The organism is Rhodococcus sp. MEB032, assembly GCF_030208925.1.
GTDB classification, from domain to species: domain Bacteria; phylum Actinomycetota; class Actinomycetes; order Mycobacteriales; family Mycobacteriaceae; genus Rhodococcus_F; species Rhodococcus_F qingshengii.
Genome location: NZ_JARVSY010000010.1, coordinates 92,655 through 112,032, shown reverse-complemented (window position 1 = coordinate 112,032; position 19,378 = coordinate 92,655). Strand labels below are relative to the sequence as shown.

Genomic DNA, 19,378 nt, shown 5'->3' with positions numbered 1-19,378 from the left:
ACTGAACGAAGAGTAAGTCTGACATCAAGTGATGTCAACAGCGGTTGATGTCAGAATTCAACTGATTGACATCGGGCGATGTCAGTTCGCTTGCGGAGGTCGCCGCGATAACCTGAGGTCGAGAGCGCTGCCGGTCAGTGAGAACATGGGGACATGACGGATACCGAGGCTCGGCGCACCGGCCCGCGCAGGTGGCGTGGGCAGGAACCGGAAGATCGCCGCGCCGCGCGCCGGACACAGCTGATCGAAGCCGGGTTGCAGATCATGGGTACCGAGGGAGCGGCCGCCGCGACCATGCGTGCGACCTGCCGCGAGGCCGCGCTGACCGAACGGTACTTCTACGAGAGCTTCGCCAACCGTGACGAACTGCTGGTCGCCGTGCTCGACGAGGTCGTTCTCGGTGCGCGTGACACTATTCTGGACGCTCTCGAGGCGGCGCCTTCCGAACCGTCGGCCCTGATCCGCCACGTGGTGAAGGCCTTCACCAACTACGTATTCAAAGATCCTCGACGTGGACGCATCATGTTCGTCGAATCCCAGGCGGAACCTGCGCTGTGGGATCGAGGGCGAGAATTGATGGCGGAGTTCACGAATCCGATTTCCGCGTCGCTCGAGCTGATGTACGGCGGCGAGGCAACCGACTCCGCGAACTCCGAACTCAATTCGGTGGGGCTGTTCGGTGCCCTCGCGTTCATCTATCAGGCGCACACCCCGTCCTCCAAGATCTCTCGAAAGCGTTTGGTGGAGCACATTTCGCTCATGGTCGAGGCGCAGGCGACGGTCAACAGCACGCCTGCGAGAAAAGAATGACGTCCGCGTCGGCCACAGGCGGAAGGCGTCTCGGTCCCGAAGACCGGCGTGAGCAGATCATTGTCAGCGCGGCAAAGGTTTTCGAGGAGAAGTCTTTTGCCGACGTCTCGATGACCGAGTTGGCCAAGGCGGCTGGGGTCGGACGTCCGCTGCTCAATCATTACTTCGGCTCCAAGCGGGAGTTGTATCTCGACGTCGTGCGGCGGTTCGTCTTCATTCCCGAAGTGGCGGTGGACCGCATTCCGCGATCGGCGAGCCAGGAGAAGCGGATCGGCGCCGTGATCGATCGGTGGCTCGACGTCGCCTGGCGTCATCGCGACATGTGGATCTCGACAGTCATGTCCGACGACCTCCGCCGTGATCCCGAGATGGATCGGATCCTGCAGGATGCTGACGACGTTGCTGCGCGACGCATGATGGATGCGCTCGAGATTCGACCGAGTGAAGGCAGCGAGGCTGCTGTTCATTCGATGATCGTGGCGTACGGAGGCTTGGCGAAGGCTGCCAGTAAGCAGTGGTTGGTGACGGGAGCGCTCGACCGCGAACAGGTGCACCTTCTGCTGGTACGCAGTTTGCTCGCCATCGTGCGTGACGTTCTGCCGGCGTGCGAGGCGGATTCCTGATTGCTCAGAGTGATCTCGCCACGAGGTCCTTCATGACTTCGTTCGATCCGGCGTAGATTCGCTGAATACGAGCGTCGGCATACATCTGAGCGATGGGATATTCGAGTATGTAGCCGTACCCGCCGTGTAGTTGCACGCAGCGGTCGATCACGGCGCACTGCTGATCGGTGAGCCAGTACTTGGCCATCGCGGCGGTAGTCGCATCGAGCTGCCCGGCAAGGTATTTGACGATGCAGTCGTCGATGAACGTTCGTGAGATACGAGCGATGGACGCGCACTCGGCAAGTTCGAAGCGCGTGTTCTGCAGATCGAAGAGCTTTTGCCCGAACATGTTTCGGGATTTGGTGTACTCGACGGTGAGGGCGACTGCACGCTCCATTGCCGCAGTGGCTGCAACTCCGCAGATCAATCGTTCGGGCAGTAGCTGCTGCATCAGCTGGGCAAACCCTGTGCCTTCGCGGTCCCCGAGCAGGTTTGTTGCAGGCACCCGCAAGCGGTCGAAGAACAGCTCGGTGGTGTCCTGGCCCTTCTGTCCGACCTTCTCGAGTATTCGCCCGCGCTCGAAACCCGGTGTGTTGTCATCGACCTCGGCCACGATGAGCGACACTCCACGCGCTCCGAGGCTGGGATCGGTCTTGGCGGCAATGATCACCAGATCACAATTGCGACCGTTGGAGATGAAGGTCTTTGCGCCGCTGATCAGATAGTCGTCACCGTCGCGGACGGCTCGGGTGGTGATGTTCTGCAAGTCGGATCCGGTGCCGGGCTCGGTCATGGCGATTGCGCCCACCCACTCGCCACTCACCAGCTTCGGTAGCCAGCGCAGTTTGTGCTCGTGATCGGCGTAGGCATTGAGGTAGTGCGGCACGATTCCCGAGTGCACGCCGAGTTGGAGTGAATGATCACCCGCCATGACCTGCTCGTGGAACAGCACGGCGTCGTGCGCGAAAGTTCCTCCTCCGCCGCCGTACTCGGTGGGGATCGACATGCCGGCGAGCCCGAGCGCCCCGAGTTCTCGATATGCGGATTTGTCGGGAAAACCTTGGGACGCGAAGCGTTTCTGATGCGGTGTGACGTGTTTGGCGAAGAAGTTCCTTGCCAGGTCGGCCACGGCCTCCAATTCGTCGTCCATCCACGGGGACCGTCGTTCTGCGGTCCGGGTTGCGGTAGATCCTTGCGTCATCGTGATTCTCCCGATCGATGAAGTGCGACCCGCGAGCGGATCCGACTCCACCTATCATCCACACTGTTGACATAGTGTCAATAAAGGGGTGGTCGAATCGACCTCCGGACCCGCCTCGAATTCCACGTCGGCCGCCCGCAAGAATGGGAGGACACAGACACGAACAGGCCGGCGCGAAGGATGGGCAGTGGACCCCGAAGAAACATCAGCGGGTCACGAGTCCAACCTCCCGGCTCCGCGGCCGGCGCGCAGCGTCCTGTTCGGATTGCCGCCGGTGGGAAACAGGTACCCCGGAGCGGTTCGCGTCGCCCTAGCCCTGGCGATTCCGGCGGCCATCGCCACACTGCTCGGATTCGGGTCTGCTTCGCTCCTGGTCGGCCTCGGTGCATTTGCATCGATCTACGGTGAGGGTCGTCCGTACCGGAGCAGGTGGAAGGCAGTCGGTATCGCTGCGACGGCGCTGACGATCCTGTCCTTCGTCGGGGCATCGGTGGGTGAGCCCGTCCACCGAGCCATCGCTGAGGGAGCGCCGACGGTGCTGCTGGTCTTTGTCGTGCTGATCATGGCCGTCGTGGTGTCGACCTGCGCCTTCACCGTCGACGCGCTTCGATTGGGTCCACCGGGCGCGTTCTTTCTGTTGCTCACCACCGAGATCAGTTCCGTGATCGCCACTCCCGGTCAGCCGCCGGTCGAGGTCGCGATGTGGACGGCAATCGGTGGGATCAGCGCGGTGGTCGTCTCGATGACGGGAATCCTGTGGGCACCGAGAGCTGTCGAACGCAGCGCTGTACAGGCAGCCGTCTCGGCCGTTGCGGAGTACACGGACGCTCAGGCGAGGTACGCCCCACCCGAACTCACGCGAGACAAACGCCACGCTGCAGCACTTCGGCTGCACGACGCGTGGCAGTGCCTTTACCGCGGCGCAATCGTCGGGAAAGACCACCCGTTGACCCGTGAACTCGAACGAGCGCAGATCTCGATGGCCAGAGCGATCTCCGACGACCACGATCCGGAGCTCATGGCGGACCCCGCGTTCGACGTCGACGAGGTCGGGGCCCACCCGCCTCTGCCCGACCCGACGATCCGATATCGGTTCCTCCGCGCCTGCAATCCGTCCAGCCGAGCGTCGGTGACGGCACTTCGGCTGTCCATTGCCTGTATGGCGGCGGGAACCCTCACCGTCCTGCTCGGCATCGATCGCCCGGACTGGGCGGTGATCGCCGCGGCGATGGTCCTTCATCAAGGACCGGATCGAATACTGGGCACCTATCGCGGAATCCACCGCATCGGTGGGACCGTCCTCGGGTTGATTCTGTTGGGTGCCATCTACTCCTGGAGTCCGACCGGTCTGTGGTTGGTGGCGGTACTTGCAGTCCTGATGGCGGGGATCGAGCTGTTCCTGGTGCGGAATTACGGGATAGCCGTCATCTTCATCACCGCCCTCGCGATTCTCCTCGGCGCGGCCGGTGGTGCGCACGGGACCGTCCGACATCTGATCCTCAGCCGCATGCTCGAGACGGCAATCGGCGTCGTCGTGGCGTTGGTGGTCCTGTGGACGGTGGGGCGCGGTGCGCATCGACGCACTCTGATCTGGGTCGACGAGCGGGCGGGTAGCGTCCTGTTCAAGCTGCTGACCGAAATTCGCGCGAGGCACTATGCACCACAGGCGAATTGGTCGGAGCTTTCGGAGCTTCGTCGGGACCTGGACTTCGAACTGCGAGGTAGCGCGATGGCCGGGATCGACGCCGCCCACAACGAACCCGAGTGGGCGTCGCAGCAGTGGAGGACGCACACCGAATTGCATCATCTGGGATCGGATGTACTGCACCGACTGTGGTTCGGCACGCAGGTGTCCAGATCACACCTCGAGGAATGGGAGTCTCGCTACTTGCGTTCGGGTTCGGTGTGATCGAGCATCGGCACAGCGCTGAACTTGGCTGGATTCGCAATGTCGTAGGCTGCGCACACAACTCCGTCGCGGACAGTGAAGCCGGCAACGCGAGCGGCGAACTGCGGGTACTGGTCGTCCCCCGGTGAGCCGGCGAATACACCGCCGAGCTGTCCGTTGACGAGAACCGGTGACATCGAGAACACCGCTGCCGGTCCGTACTTGCGGGCCAATCCCAGATAGAACCGCGCGACACGATCGCTGCCGCGCACAATGTTGACAGCCGTGCGGGTAGTTCCGCCTGCGTCACCGATCAGGACGGCATCGGGATCGAGTGCACCTATCACGGCGTTCAGATCTCCACTCGCGATAGCCGTCACCAATCGCTCGACGGCAGCAGCATGCTCCTCGCTACTGACCGGGACCGGCGCCGACGCTGCGGCTTTACGGGCCCGCGAGGCCAACTGACGGGCAGTGGCTACTTCGATGTCGAGGATGCGCGCAACCTCGGCGAAGGGCACGTCGAAGCCGTCATGCAGGACGAAGGCAACGCGTTGAGCGGGAGTAAGGGTGTCCAGGACGACGAGGGCAGCAAGACGATTCTGTTCCTGCGTCACGACGTACTCCAGCGGATCGGGTGTCGCTGAGGGTGTGCCCGAGGTGGCGTCGACGGGCGTGACGATCGGCTCCGGAAGCCACTGTCCGACATAGCTTTCTCTTCTGACCGCGGCCGATTTGAGATGATCGAGGCAGATCCGACCGACAACAGTGGTGAGCCATCCGCGCAGCTCGCGGATCTCGAGGTCGCTTCCTTGTCTCGATTGTGCGACTTGCAAGCGTATCCATGCCTCCTGCACCGCATCCTGAGCGTCGCTGAAACTTCCGGTGAGACGGTAGGCCACCGACGTCAGGTGGCCACGGTGTTGCTCGAAGTCCTGCGCAGTCGTCGGCGAAAGCATGCCCTCATGATACGGACCTCACACATTAAATCCGGCATGAATGTAACCGTTGACCCAGGTAGTGGGTGCCGACGTATGGTTTCGGCACTGCTCACGGCTCGATCCTGTCTGCACATTCATTGGAGTCTCACGTGTTTCGGTCTTTCCCGCTCATGTCGCTCAACTGTTGTCGTTGAACTGACATTCCCCACACCTGCCTGTGCCGAGCGCCGCACACGGCGCTCCGGACAGGTGTAGCCGAGAACTGAACCAATCATCTTCTACAGGAAGCAACTTCATGATTCGCCCTCGTTTCGCGCGCTCGGTAGCCGCGGTCGTCGCTCTTGTCACTCTGTCCAGTTTTGCCGTTGCCTGCTCGGGCTCCTCCGACGAAGTGGTCAAGACCGCCGACGGCAAGACCGTCCTGCGGTACGAGGGCAGCACCGGACAGGTCATCTACCCCGAACTGGCCGCTGACCTCGGCTACTTCAACGACGTGGAGCTCAACTGGATCGGCGATACGACCAGCGGCCCTCAGAGCATTCAGAACGCAGCGACCGGTCAAACCGAGTTCGGCGGAGCGTTCAACGGGGCGGTGGTGAAGTTGGCTTCCGCGGGTTCACCGATCACCTCGGTCATCGGGTACTACGGCTCCGACAAGGAGAGCTTCAACGGGTACTACGTTCTCGACGACAGTCCGATCAAATCGGCGAAGGACCTGATCGGCAAGAAGGTCGGGATGAACACCCTAGGTGCGCACCACGAGTTCGTCGTGCGTGAATGGCTTGCGCGGGAGGGGCTTACACCGGACGAGATCAAGCAGGTGGAACTGATCGTGGTTCCGCCGGTCAACACGGAACAAGCTTTGCGGCAGGGACAGATCGACGTCGCCACCCTCGGCTCGGTCTTCCGTGACTCCGCGCTCGAACGTGGTGGCCTTCGCGAGCTGTTCACGGACGAATCGTTGTTCGGCTCGTTCACCTACGGCACGTTGGTGTTCCGTGACGACTACATCGCGCAGAACAAGGAGGCGGTCGCCGATTTCGTGCAGGGAACAGCGAGGGCCATCCGCTGGACGCAGACACACCCACGAGAAGAAGTGGTCGCGAAGCTGACGTCGATCATCAACAGCCGCGGACGCAACGAGGACACCAAGCTCATCAGCTACTGGAAGAGCCCAGGAGTCGCCGGCCCCGGCGGAACGATCACCGATACCGAGATCAGCACGTGGATCGACTGGCTCACCCGTAACGGCGAACTCGAAGAAGGAAAGTTGAAGCCGTCGGACATCTACACCAACGAATTCAACCCGTACGCCAACGGAACGTATTCACCCGACAGCGGCGCTGACGGACAGGCACTGGAGGCAGCAAAATGAGCACAGAACCGAAACTACGGCTCGAGCACGTCACCAAACAGTTCGACATTCGTGGGACCGACGAAGTTTTCACCGCGGTCGAGGACATCAACATCGACGTGGCGCCGGGGGAGTTCCTGGTCCTCGTCGGGCCGAGTGGTTGCGGCAAGTCGACTCTGCTGGACCTCCTCGGAGGACTCAGTTCGCCCACTTCCGGTCGAATCCTTCTGGACGGCAAGCAGATCACGGGCCCAGGCTTGGATCGGGGAATCGTCTTCCAGCAATACGCGCTACTTCCATGGCGAACTGCACGTCACAACATCGAGTTCGGACTCGAAGCGAAGGGCGTGAAGAAGAACGAGCGACGCGAGCTCGCCGAGCATTACCTCGAACTGGTCGGTCTGCAAGGTTTCGCGGATCGCTATCCGCACGAGTTGTCCGGTGGAATGAAGCAGCGAGTCGCGATCGCCCGCAGCCTGGCATTCGACCCCGAAGTGTTGCTGATGGACGAACCATTTGCTGCGCTGGACGCACAGACGCGAGAGTCGCTGCAGGACGAGCTTCTGCGCATCTGGAAGGCCACCGGCAAGACCATCTTGTTCATCACCCACGGAATCGACGAGGCCATCTACCTCGGGCAACGTGTTGCAGTACTGACTTCGCGGCCGGGGCGAGTCAAGACGATCGTCGACATCGACATCGACCGGTCCGGCGACGACGTGCGATCAGGTGAGGAGTTCCGAGTGTTCCGGCACCGGATCTGGACGCTGCTGCACGGTGAAGTCGAGCGCGCTCGGGCCGGCGAACTCGATCCTGCCAAGGAGGTTGCACATGTCTAGCGCATTGGCGACGCCGGAGGTGGTCGCCACCCCGAAACCGTTGGCCGACAAAACACCTGACATTGCGCAGCGGAGCCAGGCCGGCGGCAAGGCGGCGCGCTACATTCGTTCCACCGCCTGGCGGATTGCCAAGCCGTCGATTGCGATCGCGATCTTCCTCGGGATCTGGGAAGCGGCACCTCGGCTCGGGCTGGTGGACAAGGTCTTCCTCCCGCCCTTCACCGAAGTTGTGTCCGCATTCTTCACTCTCGCCGAGAACGGACAATTGCAAGAGCATGTTTCGGCCAGTCTGACGCGTGCGCTGACCGGATTCTTCGTGGCCATCGCGATCGCGATTCCGTTGGGAATCGCGATCGCCTGGTACCGCCCGGTCTCCGACTTCCTCAACCCGATTCTCGAATTGTTCCGCAACACAGCAGCCTTGGCTCTGCTTCCCGTCTTCGTGCTGATTCTCGGAATCGGTGAGGAATCGAAGATCGCCCTGGTGATCTACGCCTGCACCTTCCCGATTCTGCTCAACACGATCTCCGGTGTGCGAACAGTGGACCCCCTGCTGATCAAGTCCGCTGCCTCGCTGGGGTTCTCCTCGATTCGGCTGTTCCAGAAGGTGGTTCTGCCCGCCGCTGTTCCCACGATCTTCACGGGTATCCGCATGGCAGCCGCGTCGTCGATTCTCGTGCTGATCGCCGCCGAAATGGTCGGGGCCAAAGCCGGTCTCGGGTATCTGATCACCGCTTCACAACTCAACTTCCAGATCCCGAACATGTACGCGGGCATCGTCGCGATCTCGTTGTTGGGTCTGACAATCAACGCGATTCTGGTCCTGATCGAACGTCGGCTCTCGCGCTGGCGCGTCACCACCTGACCACACATTCACGGAAAGATTCTGCGAACTCATGTCCGAACGACAATTTCATCTGAACGCCTTCCTGATGGGCGTCGGCCATCATGAGGCGGCGTGGCGCCACCCACGCACAAATGCGGCCAACCTCCTGGACGTCAAGCACTTCCAGGAATTGGGGAGAATCGCCGAGCGTGGAAAGCTGGACTCGGTGTTCTTCGCCGACGGTCTAGCAGTCGGCCCGCGGGTCAAGTACAACACCCAGGCGATCTTCGAACCCGTCACCTTGCTGTCGGCGATCGCGGCGGCCACCGACAAGGTGGGGCTGATTGCAACCGCGTCGACCAGTTACAGCGATCCATACACTCTCGCAAGGAAGTTCGCTTCCCTCGATCACATCAGTGGCGGACGAGGCGGGTGGAACATCGTGACGTCGGCCGGCGCCGACGAGGCCGCGAACTTCGGCCTCGATGCGGTACCGACGCACGGCGGTCGTTACGAGCGCGCCGAGGAGTTTCTCGACGTGACGCTCGGACTCTGGGACAGCTGGGAAGAGGGGGCAGTTGTCCTGGACGAAGAGACCGGAATCTTCGCCGATCCTGATCGTGTCCATCGCATCGACCATGACGGTCAACGATTCACGGTGGCTGGCCCGCTCAATTCGCCGAGGTCTCCACAGGGACGTCCGTTGCTCGTGCAAGCCGGTTCCTCCGAGAGCGGTAAGGACTTCGCGGCGAAGTATGCCGAGGCCGTGTTCACCGCTCAACGAACACTCGAGCAGGGGCAGGATTTCTACACCGACCTCAAAGCGCGGCTGATCAAGTACGGGCGTAGTCCCGACGAGATCAAGGTGCTGCCAGGCATCGTTCCCTTCATCGCGGATACGGAAGAAGAAGCTAAGGCACTGGAGCAGTCGTTCACGGATCTCATCTCACCTGAGTACTCGCTGCGCCAACTCTCGAACATGGTGGGCGTCGACCTCACCGAGCATTCGCTGGATGCCCCGTTGCCTCCGTTGCCGGACATCGATCGCATCCAAGGAAACAAGAGTCGATACCAGCTCGTCAAAGACCTTGCGGAGAGCGAAAACCTCACCGTCCGTGAACTGATCGGCAAACTCGGCGGTGGCCGTGGGCATCGGACATTTGCCGGGACACCGGAGCAGGTCGCGGACGAGTTGACCGAATGGTTCGACAAGGGCGCCGCGGACGGCTTCAACATCATGCCGCCCTATCTGCCCGGAGGGCTCGAGGTGTTCGTCGACCGGGTCGTGCCGATTCTGCAGGCGCGTGGGCTCTTCCGGACCGAATACACGGAATCCACCCTGCGGGGTCACTACGGCCTCGATCGTCCGGCGAATCGGTTCTCGCGGGCCGCTGACGCGGCAGAAGTGAGCGCGTGACGGAAACACTGCCCAAGGAACAGCCGGCGATTGCCGGTCTCAAGCCACTGGTCACAACGGTTTTCGTACCGGCGGCCATCTTCGGGATCGGTCAGGGTGCGGCTGCCCCCATCATGGCCGTCACCGCGCGCGACCTGGGTGCCTCGGTTGCCGTCGCCGGCCTGATCGTTGCACTCGGTGGTTTGGGCGCCGTACTCGGTGACCTCCCCGCCGGCAGGATCGTGTCGCGTTTCGGTGAGCGCAGGTCGATCATCGGCGGAAGTTCCTTGGGTGCAACAGGAGTGGTGATCTGTCTCCTTGCACAGACTCCGTGGATGCTCGGTATCGGCGCACTGTTGACCGGATTGGCGAATGCGGTGTGGGGCCTTGCGCGGCAGAGCTACCTCGCCGAGACCGTGCCACTCGGTCTACGGGCCCGAGCAATGTCGTCGTTCGCTGCGATGTGGCGGTTGGGTTTCTTCCTGGGACCGCTCATCGGGGCCGGCGTGATTCTCCTGGTGGGAGCGCGCGGAGGATTCCTTGTCCAGTTGGTGGGCGTCGTGCTCGCCGGGGCGCTGATGGCCCGCGTTCCCGACCCGCCACGAAAGGTGCAGGCAGGCAACAGCGATCACGGACACGTCACGCTCCCGGAGATCCTTCGCCGTCATCGTGCCGCTCTGTCGACGCTCGGGACAGGCTCCCTTCTGATGGGCGCCGCCCGCGCTTCGCGTGAGGCCGTTCTTCCATTGTGGGCATTGCACCTCGGATTGGATGCAGCCCAGGTGAGTGTGATCTTCGGTATCGGTGCGGCCGTGGACTTGCTGTGCTCGTACCCGGCCGGACACATCATGGACCGATACGGCCGCAGGCTGGTCGCGGTGCCTTCGCTGACGGTGATCGGTGTGTCGTACCTACTGTTGCCGTTCTCGACGGGTGCAGTGGGATTGACCGTGGTCGCTGTCGTGATGGGGATCGGCAACGGGCTGGGCAACGGCGTGATCATGACCCTCGGTGCCGATATCGCCCCGCCCGAAGAACGCGCCGAGTTCCTCGCTGCATGGCGATTGACTCACGACACCGGCATGTTCGGTGGGCCGCTCGCGATCGGTCTACTCGCCGCGGTGCTCCCACTCGGGTGGGCATTCGCCGCTCTGGGCGCGACGTCGTTCGCCGGCGCGGCGATGATGTTCCGCTTCATTCCGGTCTACTCTCCGCGGGTGTCACCCCGGTCGCGCGTCGGGAAACTGTAGGTAGGCTCGCTACATGCGATTCGGACTGTTCGTACCTCAAGGCTGGCGTCTGGACCTGGTCGGCATCGACCCCGCGAAGCAGTGGGAGGTGATGCGAGACTTCACGCTGCGCGCGGAGGCAGGGCCGTGGGAGTCGGTGTGGGTCTACGACCACTTCCACACCGTTCCCCAGCCGACGGAAGAAGCGACTCACGAGGCGTGGACGTTGATGGCCGCACTCGGTGCGTCGACCTCGCGTATCCGACTGGGCCAGATGTGTACCGCCATGAGTTACCGAAACCCGGCGTACCTCGCCAAGGTCGCCGCGACCACCGATCTCATCACGGGTGGACGCGTCGAGATGGGCATCGGCGGCGGTTGGTACGAGCAGGAGTGGCGTGCGTACGGCTACGGTTTCCCCTCTGCCGGTGAGCGTCTGGGCCGCCTCGACGAAGGAATCCAGATCATGCAGCAGGCGTGGTCGACCGGCAGCTCGACGCTCGACGGCAAGTACTACCAGGTCGACGGAGCGCTGTGCCGTCCACTTCCGTTGCAAGAGGGCGGAATTCCCATCTGGGTTGCCGGTGGCGGCGAGAAGGTCACACTCAAGATCGCGGCCAAGTACGCGCAGTACACGAACTTCGACGGCACCCCGGCCGGCTTCGCGCACAAGTCCGAAATCCTGAAGAAGCACTGCGACACCGTCGGTAGCGATTTCGACGCCATCGTCCGTTCGGCCAACTACAACGTGGCCATCGGCGCGACGGAATCCGAGGTGGCTCAGCGGTTGGAGACACTGAAGGCCCGACTGACGCCGTTGGTCGGCGAAGCTGCCGCCGATGCGTCGCTCGATGCGTTCCGCGGAATGCCTGCCGTGGGTACGCCCGAGCAGATCATCGAGAACCTGTCGGCGCTCGCGGCGCAGGGACTCGAGTACGGAATCTTCTACTTCCCCGAGGCCGCGTACGACACGTCGGGAATCGAGATGTTCGAGAAGGAAGTGCTGCCCGCGCTCGCGTAACCGTTGGGGCTAGCGCAGCGAGTCAGGAAGATCGGCCGGGTTGATCAGAACCCGGCGATCGGGGTGGGTGCGAACTTCTTCGGAATCGGGAATCCGGCTCTGCAGGAAGTTCCACTCGCTCGCACTGACAGCAGCGATCGCGCGTGCCAGCACTGCCGAGTCCTTGGTCCCCCACTCGATCGGCATGGGACTGACCATCTGCCACGTGTCAGCCTTGCTGCGGGTGGAACGATCCGAACGCAGTGCGACCGACGGAATGCGGTCGCCGACTCGCCACTTCGGATTGAGTCGAACGTTGCGGCTGACGAGCGCGTACTGCGGTGCTCCGGCCGCAGGCTTCGCGATGTCGATCAATGCCGTCAAGGTCGCCGCTCGAGGGTGAACCTCGGTGACGATCGCGGGAACCAGTGGGTTGTCCGCATACAGAGATTCGACGCTTCCCACCTTGCGAGGTGCCCACACGGCAACCCACAGGGAACTGGCCGCACCGATGGCGAGGACTGCGCCGATGATGATGGACCACACCTCGCCCATGCTGATCAACCAGGCCCCGACCGCGGCGAGGACGATCGCGAAGATCACCGCAGAAATCTGCAGGCGGCGTACATCGGCCAGTGTGTCGTTGACCGACTTGGCATGAGCCTTGTCGACGGTGAACTGGAAGTCAGCCACGAAAAATTCCTTCGGGTGGTGCCGGACGATCTAGGACCGGCCCCCGATCGCCCGGGGACCGTCCACCAGCGTAGCTAGTTTCGCGCGCGCTCCCACATCTGCAGGTAAGCCTCGGCGCCGCGGCTCATGTCCTCGATGATGGTGTCGCCGTCGGCTCCCGCAGCGATGCGCATGTCCGCGATCCAGTCGGGAATCATCCCGTACTGCGCCACGCCGTCGGTGTTCACGTCGAAAACCCGGGTGCCGGCGCGCTGCTGGTCCATGACCGTGCCGTCGAAGGCGGTGTACGGATATTGCAGCGGATTTTCTGCGGCGTCGCCGCGCGGTGCGGCCTGCGGCCCGAAGCCGTTGGTGTCGGCGCCGTAGCCGAAACCGAAGTAGTAGTTCTCGCTTCGCATCGCCCGTGCGTCCCGCCACTGGTCGATGAACCCACGCTCTTCGGGCTTTTCGTCCGATGCGTCGAGTTGTCCGGCGTACAGGGCGACAAATCCGCCGAGTGCGTAGATCCGCTTGTACAGGCTCGGGTCGCTCCAGCTGTGACTGGAAACGACGCCGGAGTAGTTCGCAGCTTCGAGAATATCGAGAGCCGCTTCGGCGGTCTTGACGCTCATGTGATCGATGTCCACGATCATCCCTCGGTCCATCAAACCTCGGATCGTGTACGCGCCGAGGTCGGTCAGGCCGTGCGAATTGCATTGCGGACCAGAGGGGTACACCGGAAGCGTCACTCCGGGTGGGAGTACCGCGAGAAGATTCTGTGCGCCGTCGACCTTGGTGGGCAGCACATTGTCCTCGGCAACGCCGGTGCATGGTTCCGACTGCCAGAACTCCCCGGTGCCCAGGTAGTTGCCGATGTTGACGGCCACTCCGGTGACGCCACCGTCGAAACGGGCACCGCCGAGGGCGTTGTCGAACTTGTGCGTGACGATCATCTGCCGGACACCGAGGTCGTACAACTCGTCCAGGCCGCGGTCGATGTCGTCCTCGGTGCACTGCGGAATACCGTTGCGCACAGAGCAACCGAAGGGTTCGGACACCTCCACCCCGAGGGTGACGGCCAGCTTTCCGTCGGCGGCCACCTGCCTGGCCTGTTCAGGGGAGCTCACGATGCGGAACCAACCCCGGCCGGGACCGCCGTACTGGGCGTCGATGTAGTCCTGGAGTTCGCGTGTCTGCTGCGCCTGGATCCGGACGGTCTCCATCTCGTCACAGGGATTTCGTTTACTCGGATACAGCTCGCACAGGACACGGTTGGCGACAAAGAGGTTGGTGAAGATTCGCAGACCGCCACGCCAGGCCCGCTCGACCCACTTGTAGTACGTCTGCTCGTGTGTCAGTGAATCGTGCGCCGGCCAGTCGGTGAAACTCGGCCAGCCGGTGGTGTCGTGAGTTTCGAAGGGATTGCCGTACGACAGAACGTTTTCGAGGAGCGCCGGTATCCCGTCGGGTTGATGGTCCGGGCAGTCGACGAGCGCTGCGGTGACGCCCTGAGGATCGAAAGGTCGGCCGCAGTGCAGGTTTCCGCCCATGAACTCGGAAGCATTCATGTGCACGTGTGTGTCGATGAATCCGGTGACTTCACCGTTCGGTCCGATTTCTCCCGGAACGCCGTTTGCGCCCAACTCCGTTTCGGGGAAGTCGGCGCAGCCGTCGCGCGGGATCAGCGTGAACGCAGAGTCGGGAACGTCACCGGGATCGGACATCGTGAGCATCAAATCTCGCGAGATCAGTTGTCGGCCGTTCGAGGTCGCTGTCAGAACGAAGGACTCGCCAGTGGACATCACGGTCCAGTCGGTGGACGGAGTTGCTTCGGAAGTGGCGAGCACCGAGTCTGCGCCGTCGTGCGAGAGCATCGACCCGTCCGGGCCGTACAGCATGAATCGACCCAACTGGGCCGCATGTAGTCGGAACGGTTCGGCGTCTGTGGCTTTCGTTACGTCGGTGAGGTACGCCGACCCGTCACGACGGACGAAATCGCCGGACTCCGTACGAAGTGCGAAGCAACCGTTCGCAAGTGCGTACACCGAGTTCTGCGTGGTGGGAGCAGGACTCGGAGCGGCCGCACTGACGCCGGTCGCGGCGACGACGACGGCGGCAGTCAGCAGCGAAATGGTCCCGGCGAGCCGACCCCGTAGACGTGGAACTGAGCGCATGGTGCAGGTGACCCCCGGCCGATGGACACGACTGTGACAGGGGACACTCTACAGATAACTGGACGTATGTCCATTTGATTCTGCAACGTGTTGCAGAAATGCTCAGCCGATTGCAGGTCCGAGCAGGTCATCGGCGTCGGTGATCCGGTAGGCGTAGCCCTGTTCGGCGAGGAATCGCTGACGATGTGCCGCATACTCCGCATCGAGAGTGTCGCGGGAAACCACCGAATAGAAGTGAGCCTGACCGCCGTCGTGCTTGGGTCGCAGTAGGCGTCCGAGTCGCTGCGCTTCTTCCTGTCTCGACCCGAAGGTTCCCGAAACCTGCACGGCGACAGACGCCTCCGGAAGGTCGATCGAGAAGTTCGCGACCTTACTCACCACCAGCGTCTGGATCTCACCGTTACGGAACTGATCGAAGAGGATCTCGCGTTCCTTGTTCTTGGTGGATCCCTTGATCACCGGGGCGTTCAGGGCTTCGCCGAGTTCGTCGAGCTGATCGAGATACGCACCGATCACCAAAGTCGGAGAATCGGGGTGCTTGGCCAGGATCGACTTCACGACCGCAATTTTCGTGTGAGCCGTCGAGCACAGTTTGTAGCGCTCCTCCGGTTCGGCGACGGCATAGGACATGCGCTCGGCGTCCGTCATCGTCACTCGCACCTCGACGCAGTCGGCCGGCGCGATCCAGCCCTGCGCTTCGATGTCCTTCCACGGAGCGTCGTAGCGCTTGGGGCCGATGAGCGAGAAGACGTCGCCTTCGCGGCCGTCCTCACGAACCAGCGTTGCGGTCAGGCCGAGACGGCGGCGCGACTGCAGATCTGCCGTCATCCGGAAGACGGGCGCGGGCAGCAAGTGGACCTCGTCGTAGATCACCAGTCCCCAGTCGCGGGAGTCGAAAAGTTCGAGGTGCTTGTACTCGCCCTTCGTGCGACGTGTGATCACCTGGTAGGTCGCGATCGTGACCGGCCGAATCTCCTTGCGCTCGCCGGAGTATTCGCCGATTTCTTCCTCGGTCAACGATGTACGCGCGATCAACTCACGCTTCCACTGACGACCGGCAACGGTATTGGTGACGAGGATGAGGGTGGTGGCCTTGGCCTTTGCCATCGCTGCGGCGCCCACCATCGTCTTGCCGGCGCCACACGGCAGCACGACGACGCCCGAGCCGCCGGCCCAGAACGAATCCGCTGCCATCTGCTGGTAGTCGCGCAGTTCCCAGTGGCCCTCTTCGAAAGCGAGATCGATCGGGTGCGCTTCGCCGTCCACATAGCCGGCGAGGTCCTCGGCCGGCCAGCCCACCTTGAGCAGCATCTGCTTGAGGCGGCCGCGTTCGCTCGGGTGGACGATCACGGTGTCGTCGTCGACCTTCTCACCGAGCATCGGCGAGATCTTCTTGTGTCGCATCACCTCGGTGAGGACTGCGCGGTCGAGGCTGACCAGGATGAGGCCGTGCACCGGGCTCTTGACCAGCTGTAAGCGTCCGTACCTGGCCATCGTGTCGACGATGTCGACCAGCAGCGGTTGTGGAACCGCGAATCGTGAGTACGACACGAGCGCGTCGACAACCTGCTCGGCGTCGTGTCCGGCGGCGCGGGCATTCCACAAGGCCAGGGGAGTGATGCGATAGGTGTGGACGTGTTCGGGGGCCCGTTCGAGTTCCGCGAAGGGGGCGATTGCCTGCCTGGCATCGCCGGCGCGCTCGTGGTCGACCTCCAACAGCAGCGTCTTGTCGGATTGGACGATCAACGGTCCGTCGGTCACGGAATCCTCCTAGTGAAACAAACGCGGCAGCCACAGAGCGTTGCGCCGCGTTGTCGGCTGACGCCAACCCTGCCATTGTCCTGGTATCGGGGCGCAGACGCCAACAGGCGACGCTCGCACAGCCCGAAGTAGAGGTGCCCGAGTGCGAGCACCCCTACGTCAACAGGGCAGGATCGACCGCTATTCCGGGAGGCCCGCGGGTAGTACGAGGATCTTCACGTGTTCGTCGGGTGCGCGCAGAGCTGCGAAAGCGTCCGAGACTCCATCCAGACCGACCCTGCCGGTGATGATCGCTTCGGCGTCGATCTCGCCGTCGGCGAGCCTCTGCAGGGTGATGTCGTAGGCATTCTCGTAAGGACCGTGACCGAAGTTGATCGAGATCCTCCGGAACTGCCCGACGACGGGAATGATCGTCTCGTCGCCGAACGGCGCAGCCAGAACCTGAATCCGCGAGTTGAACGGCAGAGTGTGCATCAGTTCTCCGATGACTCCCGCCCGCCCGCTGCATTCGTAGGCGATCAGAACTCCGTTCGCGGCCTGGCCGACAAGCTGGTTGCCTTCGGCGATCATTCGATTCCACAGTTCGATCGGATCCTGCTCGGCCGGATCGACGACGATGTCCGCGCCCATCTTCGCGGCGAGCTCGCGTCGTTTGGGGGAGGGCTCCGACGCGATGACGATCTGCGCTCCGCGCGCTTTCGCGGCGACGATGGCGCCCAGTCCGATCGTTCCGCAACCGATGACGAGCGCCGAATCGGCCGAGGTGAGGCCGGACTGTTGGAGATGCATCTCGCCGACGTGGAGAGGTTCGGCAAGTGTGGCGTGCTCGAGTGACAGGTGGTCGGGAACTTTGCGGACCCAGAACGCGTCGACGACTATGTGATCGCCGAACGCGCCGTGGTACTCGTTCGAGTAGCCGATGATCGTCGGGATCCCGGTAGCGGTGTCGGTGGCCAAGCCGATGCCGGCCACCCGATCGCCGATCGCGAAATCGTCTACTGCAGAACCGGTCTCGGAGACGATACCCGCGTATTCGTGCCCCAGCACCACTGGCGCGTCCGGATCGAAGGTGGCGAGCGGGTAGCCCCCGTCGTGCGCGACCTCGACGAATCGGCACGGGTCCTTCGACATGCTCAGGTCGCTGCCGCAGATCCCGCAGGCGACGACGTCGATGCGGATCTGATGGGGTGCCAACGGCGGCGGGTCGGCGATCTCGGTGACCGCGAATTCTCCCTGCTGGAAACGGACGGCCCTCATGCGCGCACGGCTCCCGTCTCGGCCGGCCGGCCGTAGTAGTCGGTATGGGCTTTGGTGATCGCTCCGACCAGCCCGCCGATCAGGTATTCGCGATTGTCCTCGGCGAACTGCATGCTCGCCTGACGCCCGACATTTCGCTTCCGGAAGTGCGGGACCACCTCGGAGGCGAACAATTCGTAGCTGCGTTTGGTGTCCTCCCAGCTCGCCATGTCGACGTGAAGGATCAAGAACGTGCCGAACCCTCCCGTCTTCTCGATCAGACGCTCGATCTGTGCGATCGCATCTTCGGGGGTACCGATGATCGCCTGACCGAACTCGCCGAGCGTGTCGTTTCGCCACTGATCGATGATTCCGGCAGGTGTATCTGCCCAGGCCGGGTTCTGGCCGGTCTGTCGATTCACGTAAGAAGCCATCGATCCGATCCGCCGGCTCACGGCGCGCTCGGCCTCGGCTCGGGTCTCGGCGATGAACATCGGATTGACCACACGCCACGTCGCTCGGTCGGCGCGGTGGCCGTGTTCGGCCGAGACCTTCTCGTACACATCCCAGTTGCGATCCAGTGCGTCGAAGCCGCTGGGTGAACTCGCCGCCAATGAGAGCAGGGAGAGGCCGTTCTTGCCTGCGAGCACCGAACCGTTGGGGGAAATCGTGGACGCTGTCACGGTCTCGATGCCGTCCGCGCGGTAGGTGGGTAGCTGTGCGCGTGCGTCACGCAACGTGAACCAGTCGGTTTCCATGTTGACGACCTCGCCGCGAAGCAACGCGAGAATGGCCTCGAGCGCTTCGCCCTGGCGACGACGCTGGGCCGACGGGTTGATGCCCATCATGTGTGCATCGAGGGGGATCTTGCCCGGGCCGGTGCCGAAGATGAGCCGTCCGCGGGTCTGCAGATCGAGCTGAGTGATGCGGTCGGCCGTGATCAACGGGTGGTGATAGGGCAGAGACGTCACGCCTGTGCCGAACTGGATGCGCTCGGTTCGCTCTGCGGCGGCCGCGATGAACATGTCCGGGGCAGGCACGATCTCGGCGCCGGTCGAATGATGCTCACCCATCCACGCTTCTTCGAATCCGAGGTGGTCCAGGTGTGTCATGAGGTCGATATCGCGTCTGAGTTGCAGGGCGGGATCGGCGTCGAGCGGGTGGTACGGGGCGAGGAAGGCTCCGAAGCGGATGGACGATGCGGACCACACGATGACAACTCCTGTCGACAGGGGAGTGATTTGGATCACTCGCTCTGATCGAGATGTCTAACATGGATCAACTGATCCAATAAGTTGAGCCTCCCGCACAGTGGGAGATTTGTAATCACCTGTGGTTCAACGTTATCTGGTGCAATGACGTCGGATATCGTTGTTGCAAGTCGATCGACTGAACCAAGTACTTTCCGAAGGAGTACTGAACCAAGTACTTTCCGAAGGAGTATTG

General features: G+C 62.7%; 16 protein-coding genes. 9 read left to right on the top strand and 7 right to left on the bottom strand.

Annotated elements, in window-relative coordinates:
* Positions 1 to 153: 153 nt before the first annotated feature.
* A complete protein-coding gene (locus QRN54_RS10710) occupies positions 154 to 810 on the top strand; it encodes a TetR/AcrR family transcriptional regulator (RefSeq protein ID WP_007733534.1) in 657 nt (218 codons plus the stop codon).
* Positions 807 to 1,433, top strand: a complete 627-nt coding sequence (locus QRN54_RS10705) for a TetR/AcrR family transcriptional regulator (protein ID WP_030535343.1) — start codon at positions 807 to 809, stop codon at positions 1,431 to 1,433. The genes QRN54_RS10710 and QRN54_RS10705 overlap by 4 nt, the downstream gene beginning before the upstream one ends.
* 4 nt (positions 1,434 to 1,437) lie before the next feature.
* Here the strand turns inward: QRN54_RS10705 and QRN54_RS10700 are convergent, their stop codons facing one another.
* Positions 1,438 to 2,616 (bottom strand): acyl-CoA dehydrogenase family protein, encoded by a 1,179-nt coding sequence (locus QRN54_RS10700; RefSeq protein WP_047271188.1) that lies wholly within the window; start codon positions 2,614 to 2,616, stop codon positions 1,438 to 1,440.
* A 187-nt stretch (positions 2,617 to 2,803) separates the two neighbouring features.
* Here QRN54_RS10700 and QRN54_RS10695 point away from each other — a divergent pair, with 187 nt between their 5' ends.
* Positions 2,804 to 4,525, top strand: a complete 1,722-nt coding sequence (locus QRN54_RS10695; protein ID WP_064074069.1) for an FUSC family protein — start codon at positions 2,804 to 2,806, stop codon at positions 4,523 to 4,525.
* Here the strand turns inward: QRN54_RS10695 and QRN54_RS10690 are convergent.
* Positions 4,501 to 5,463, bottom strand: a complete 963-nt coding sequence (locus tag QRN54_RS10690) for a sigma-70 family RNA polymerase sigma factor (RefSeq protein ID WP_063315898.1) — start codon at positions 5,461 to 5,463, stop codon at positions 4,501 to 4,503. The genes QRN54_RS10695 and QRN54_RS10690 overlap by 25 nt on opposite strands.
* A 277-nt stretch (positions 5,464 to 5,740) precedes the next feature.
* Between QRN54_RS10690 and QRN54_RS10685 the strand changes: the two genes are divergently transcribed.
* From QRN54_RS10685 to QRN54_RS10660, 6 genes are read left to right on the top strand one after another with little or no spacing between them, the layout of a single operon-like run.
* On the top strand, positions 5,741 to 6,820 hold the full coding sequence (locus QRN54_RS10685; protein WP_007733528.1) for an ABC transporter substrate-binding protein: 1,080 nt from the start codon (positions 5,741 to 5,743) through the stop codon (positions 6,818 to 6,820).
* Complete coding sequence (locus QRN54_RS10680) at positions 6,817 to 7,638, top strand: ABC transporter ATP-binding protein (RefSeq protein WP_063315899.1); 822 nt, start codon at positions 6,817 to 6,819, stop codon at positions 7,636 to 7,638. The genes QRN54_RS10685 and QRN54_RS10680 overlap by 4 nt, the downstream gene beginning before the upstream one ends.
* Positions 7,631 to 8,503 (top strand): ABC transporter permease, encoded by an 873-nt coding sequence (locus QRN54_RS10675; protein ID WP_007733521.1) that lies wholly within the window; start codon positions 7,631 to 7,633, stop codon positions 8,501 to 8,503. Before QRN54_RS10680 ends, QRN54_RS10675 begins: the two co-directional genes overlap by 8 nt.
* Before the next feature lie 31 nt (positions 8,504 to 8,534).
* Positions 8,535 to 9,881: an LLM class flavin-dependent oxidoreductase gene (locus QRN54_RS10670; protein WP_285182000.1), complete on the top strand. Its 1,347-nt coding sequence runs from the start codon at positions 8,535 to 8,537 to the stop codon at positions 9,879 to 9,881.
* Positions 9,878 to 11,110, top strand: a complete 1,233-nt coding sequence (locus tag QRN54_RS10665; protein WP_042451237.1) for an MFS transporter — start codon at positions 9,878 to 9,880, stop codon at positions 11,108 to 11,110. Before QRN54_RS10670 ends, QRN54_RS10665 begins: the two co-directional genes overlap by 4 nt.
* A gap of 13 nt (positions 11,111 to 11,123) precedes the next feature.
* The gene (locus QRN54_RS10660) at positions 11,124 to 12,110 is read left to right on the top strand and encodes an LLM class F420-dependent oxidoreductase (protein WP_063315901.1); all 987 of its coding nucleotides are present in this window, start codon (positions 11,124 to 11,126) and stop codon (positions 12,108 to 12,110) included.
* 9 nt (positions 12,111 to 12,119) lie between these two features.
* Here QRN54_RS10660 and QRN54_RS10655 read toward each other — a convergent pair whose 3' ends face one another.
* The 5 genes from QRN54_RS10655 to QRN54_RS10635 form a co-directional block, all read right to left on the bottom strand.
* Positions 12,120 to 12,782: a DUF3239 domain-containing protein gene (locus QRN54_RS10655; RefSeq protein ID WP_007733514.1), complete on the bottom strand. Its 663-nt coding sequence runs from the start codon at positions 12,780 to 12,782 to the stop codon at positions 12,120 to 12,122.
* 74 nt (positions 12,783 to 12,856) lie between these two features.
* On the bottom strand, positions 12,857 to 14,935 hold the full coding sequence (locus QRN54_RS10650) for an amidohydrolase family protein (protein ID WP_285181994.1): 2,079 nt from the start codon (positions 14,933 to 14,935) through the stop codon (positions 12,857 to 12,859).
* 102 nt (positions 14,936 to 15,037) lie between these two features.
* Positions 15,038 to 16,696: a DNA repair helicase XPB gene (locus QRN54_RS10645; RefSeq protein ID WP_003940219.1), complete on the bottom strand. Its 1,659-nt coding sequence runs from the start codon at positions 16,694 to 16,696 to the stop codon at positions 15,038 to 15,040.
* Positions 16,697 to 16,876: 180 nt separating this feature from the next.
* The gene (locus QRN54_RS10640) at positions 16,877 to 17,953 is read right to left on the bottom strand and encodes an alcohol dehydrogenase catalytic domain-containing protein (RefSeq protein ID WP_030535354.1); all 1,077 of its coding nucleotides are present in this window, start codon (positions 17,951 to 17,953) and stop codon (positions 16,877 to 16,879) included.
* Complete coding sequence (locus QRN54_RS10635; protein WP_165639086.1) at positions 17,950 to 19,143, bottom strand: LLM class flavin-dependent oxidoreductase; 1,194 nt, start codon at positions 19,141 to 19,143, stop codon at positions 17,950 to 17,952. Before QRN54_RS10635 ends, QRN54_RS10640 begins: the two co-directional genes overlap by 4 nt.
* Between the last annotated feature and the right edge of the window lie 235 nt (positions 19,144 to 19,378).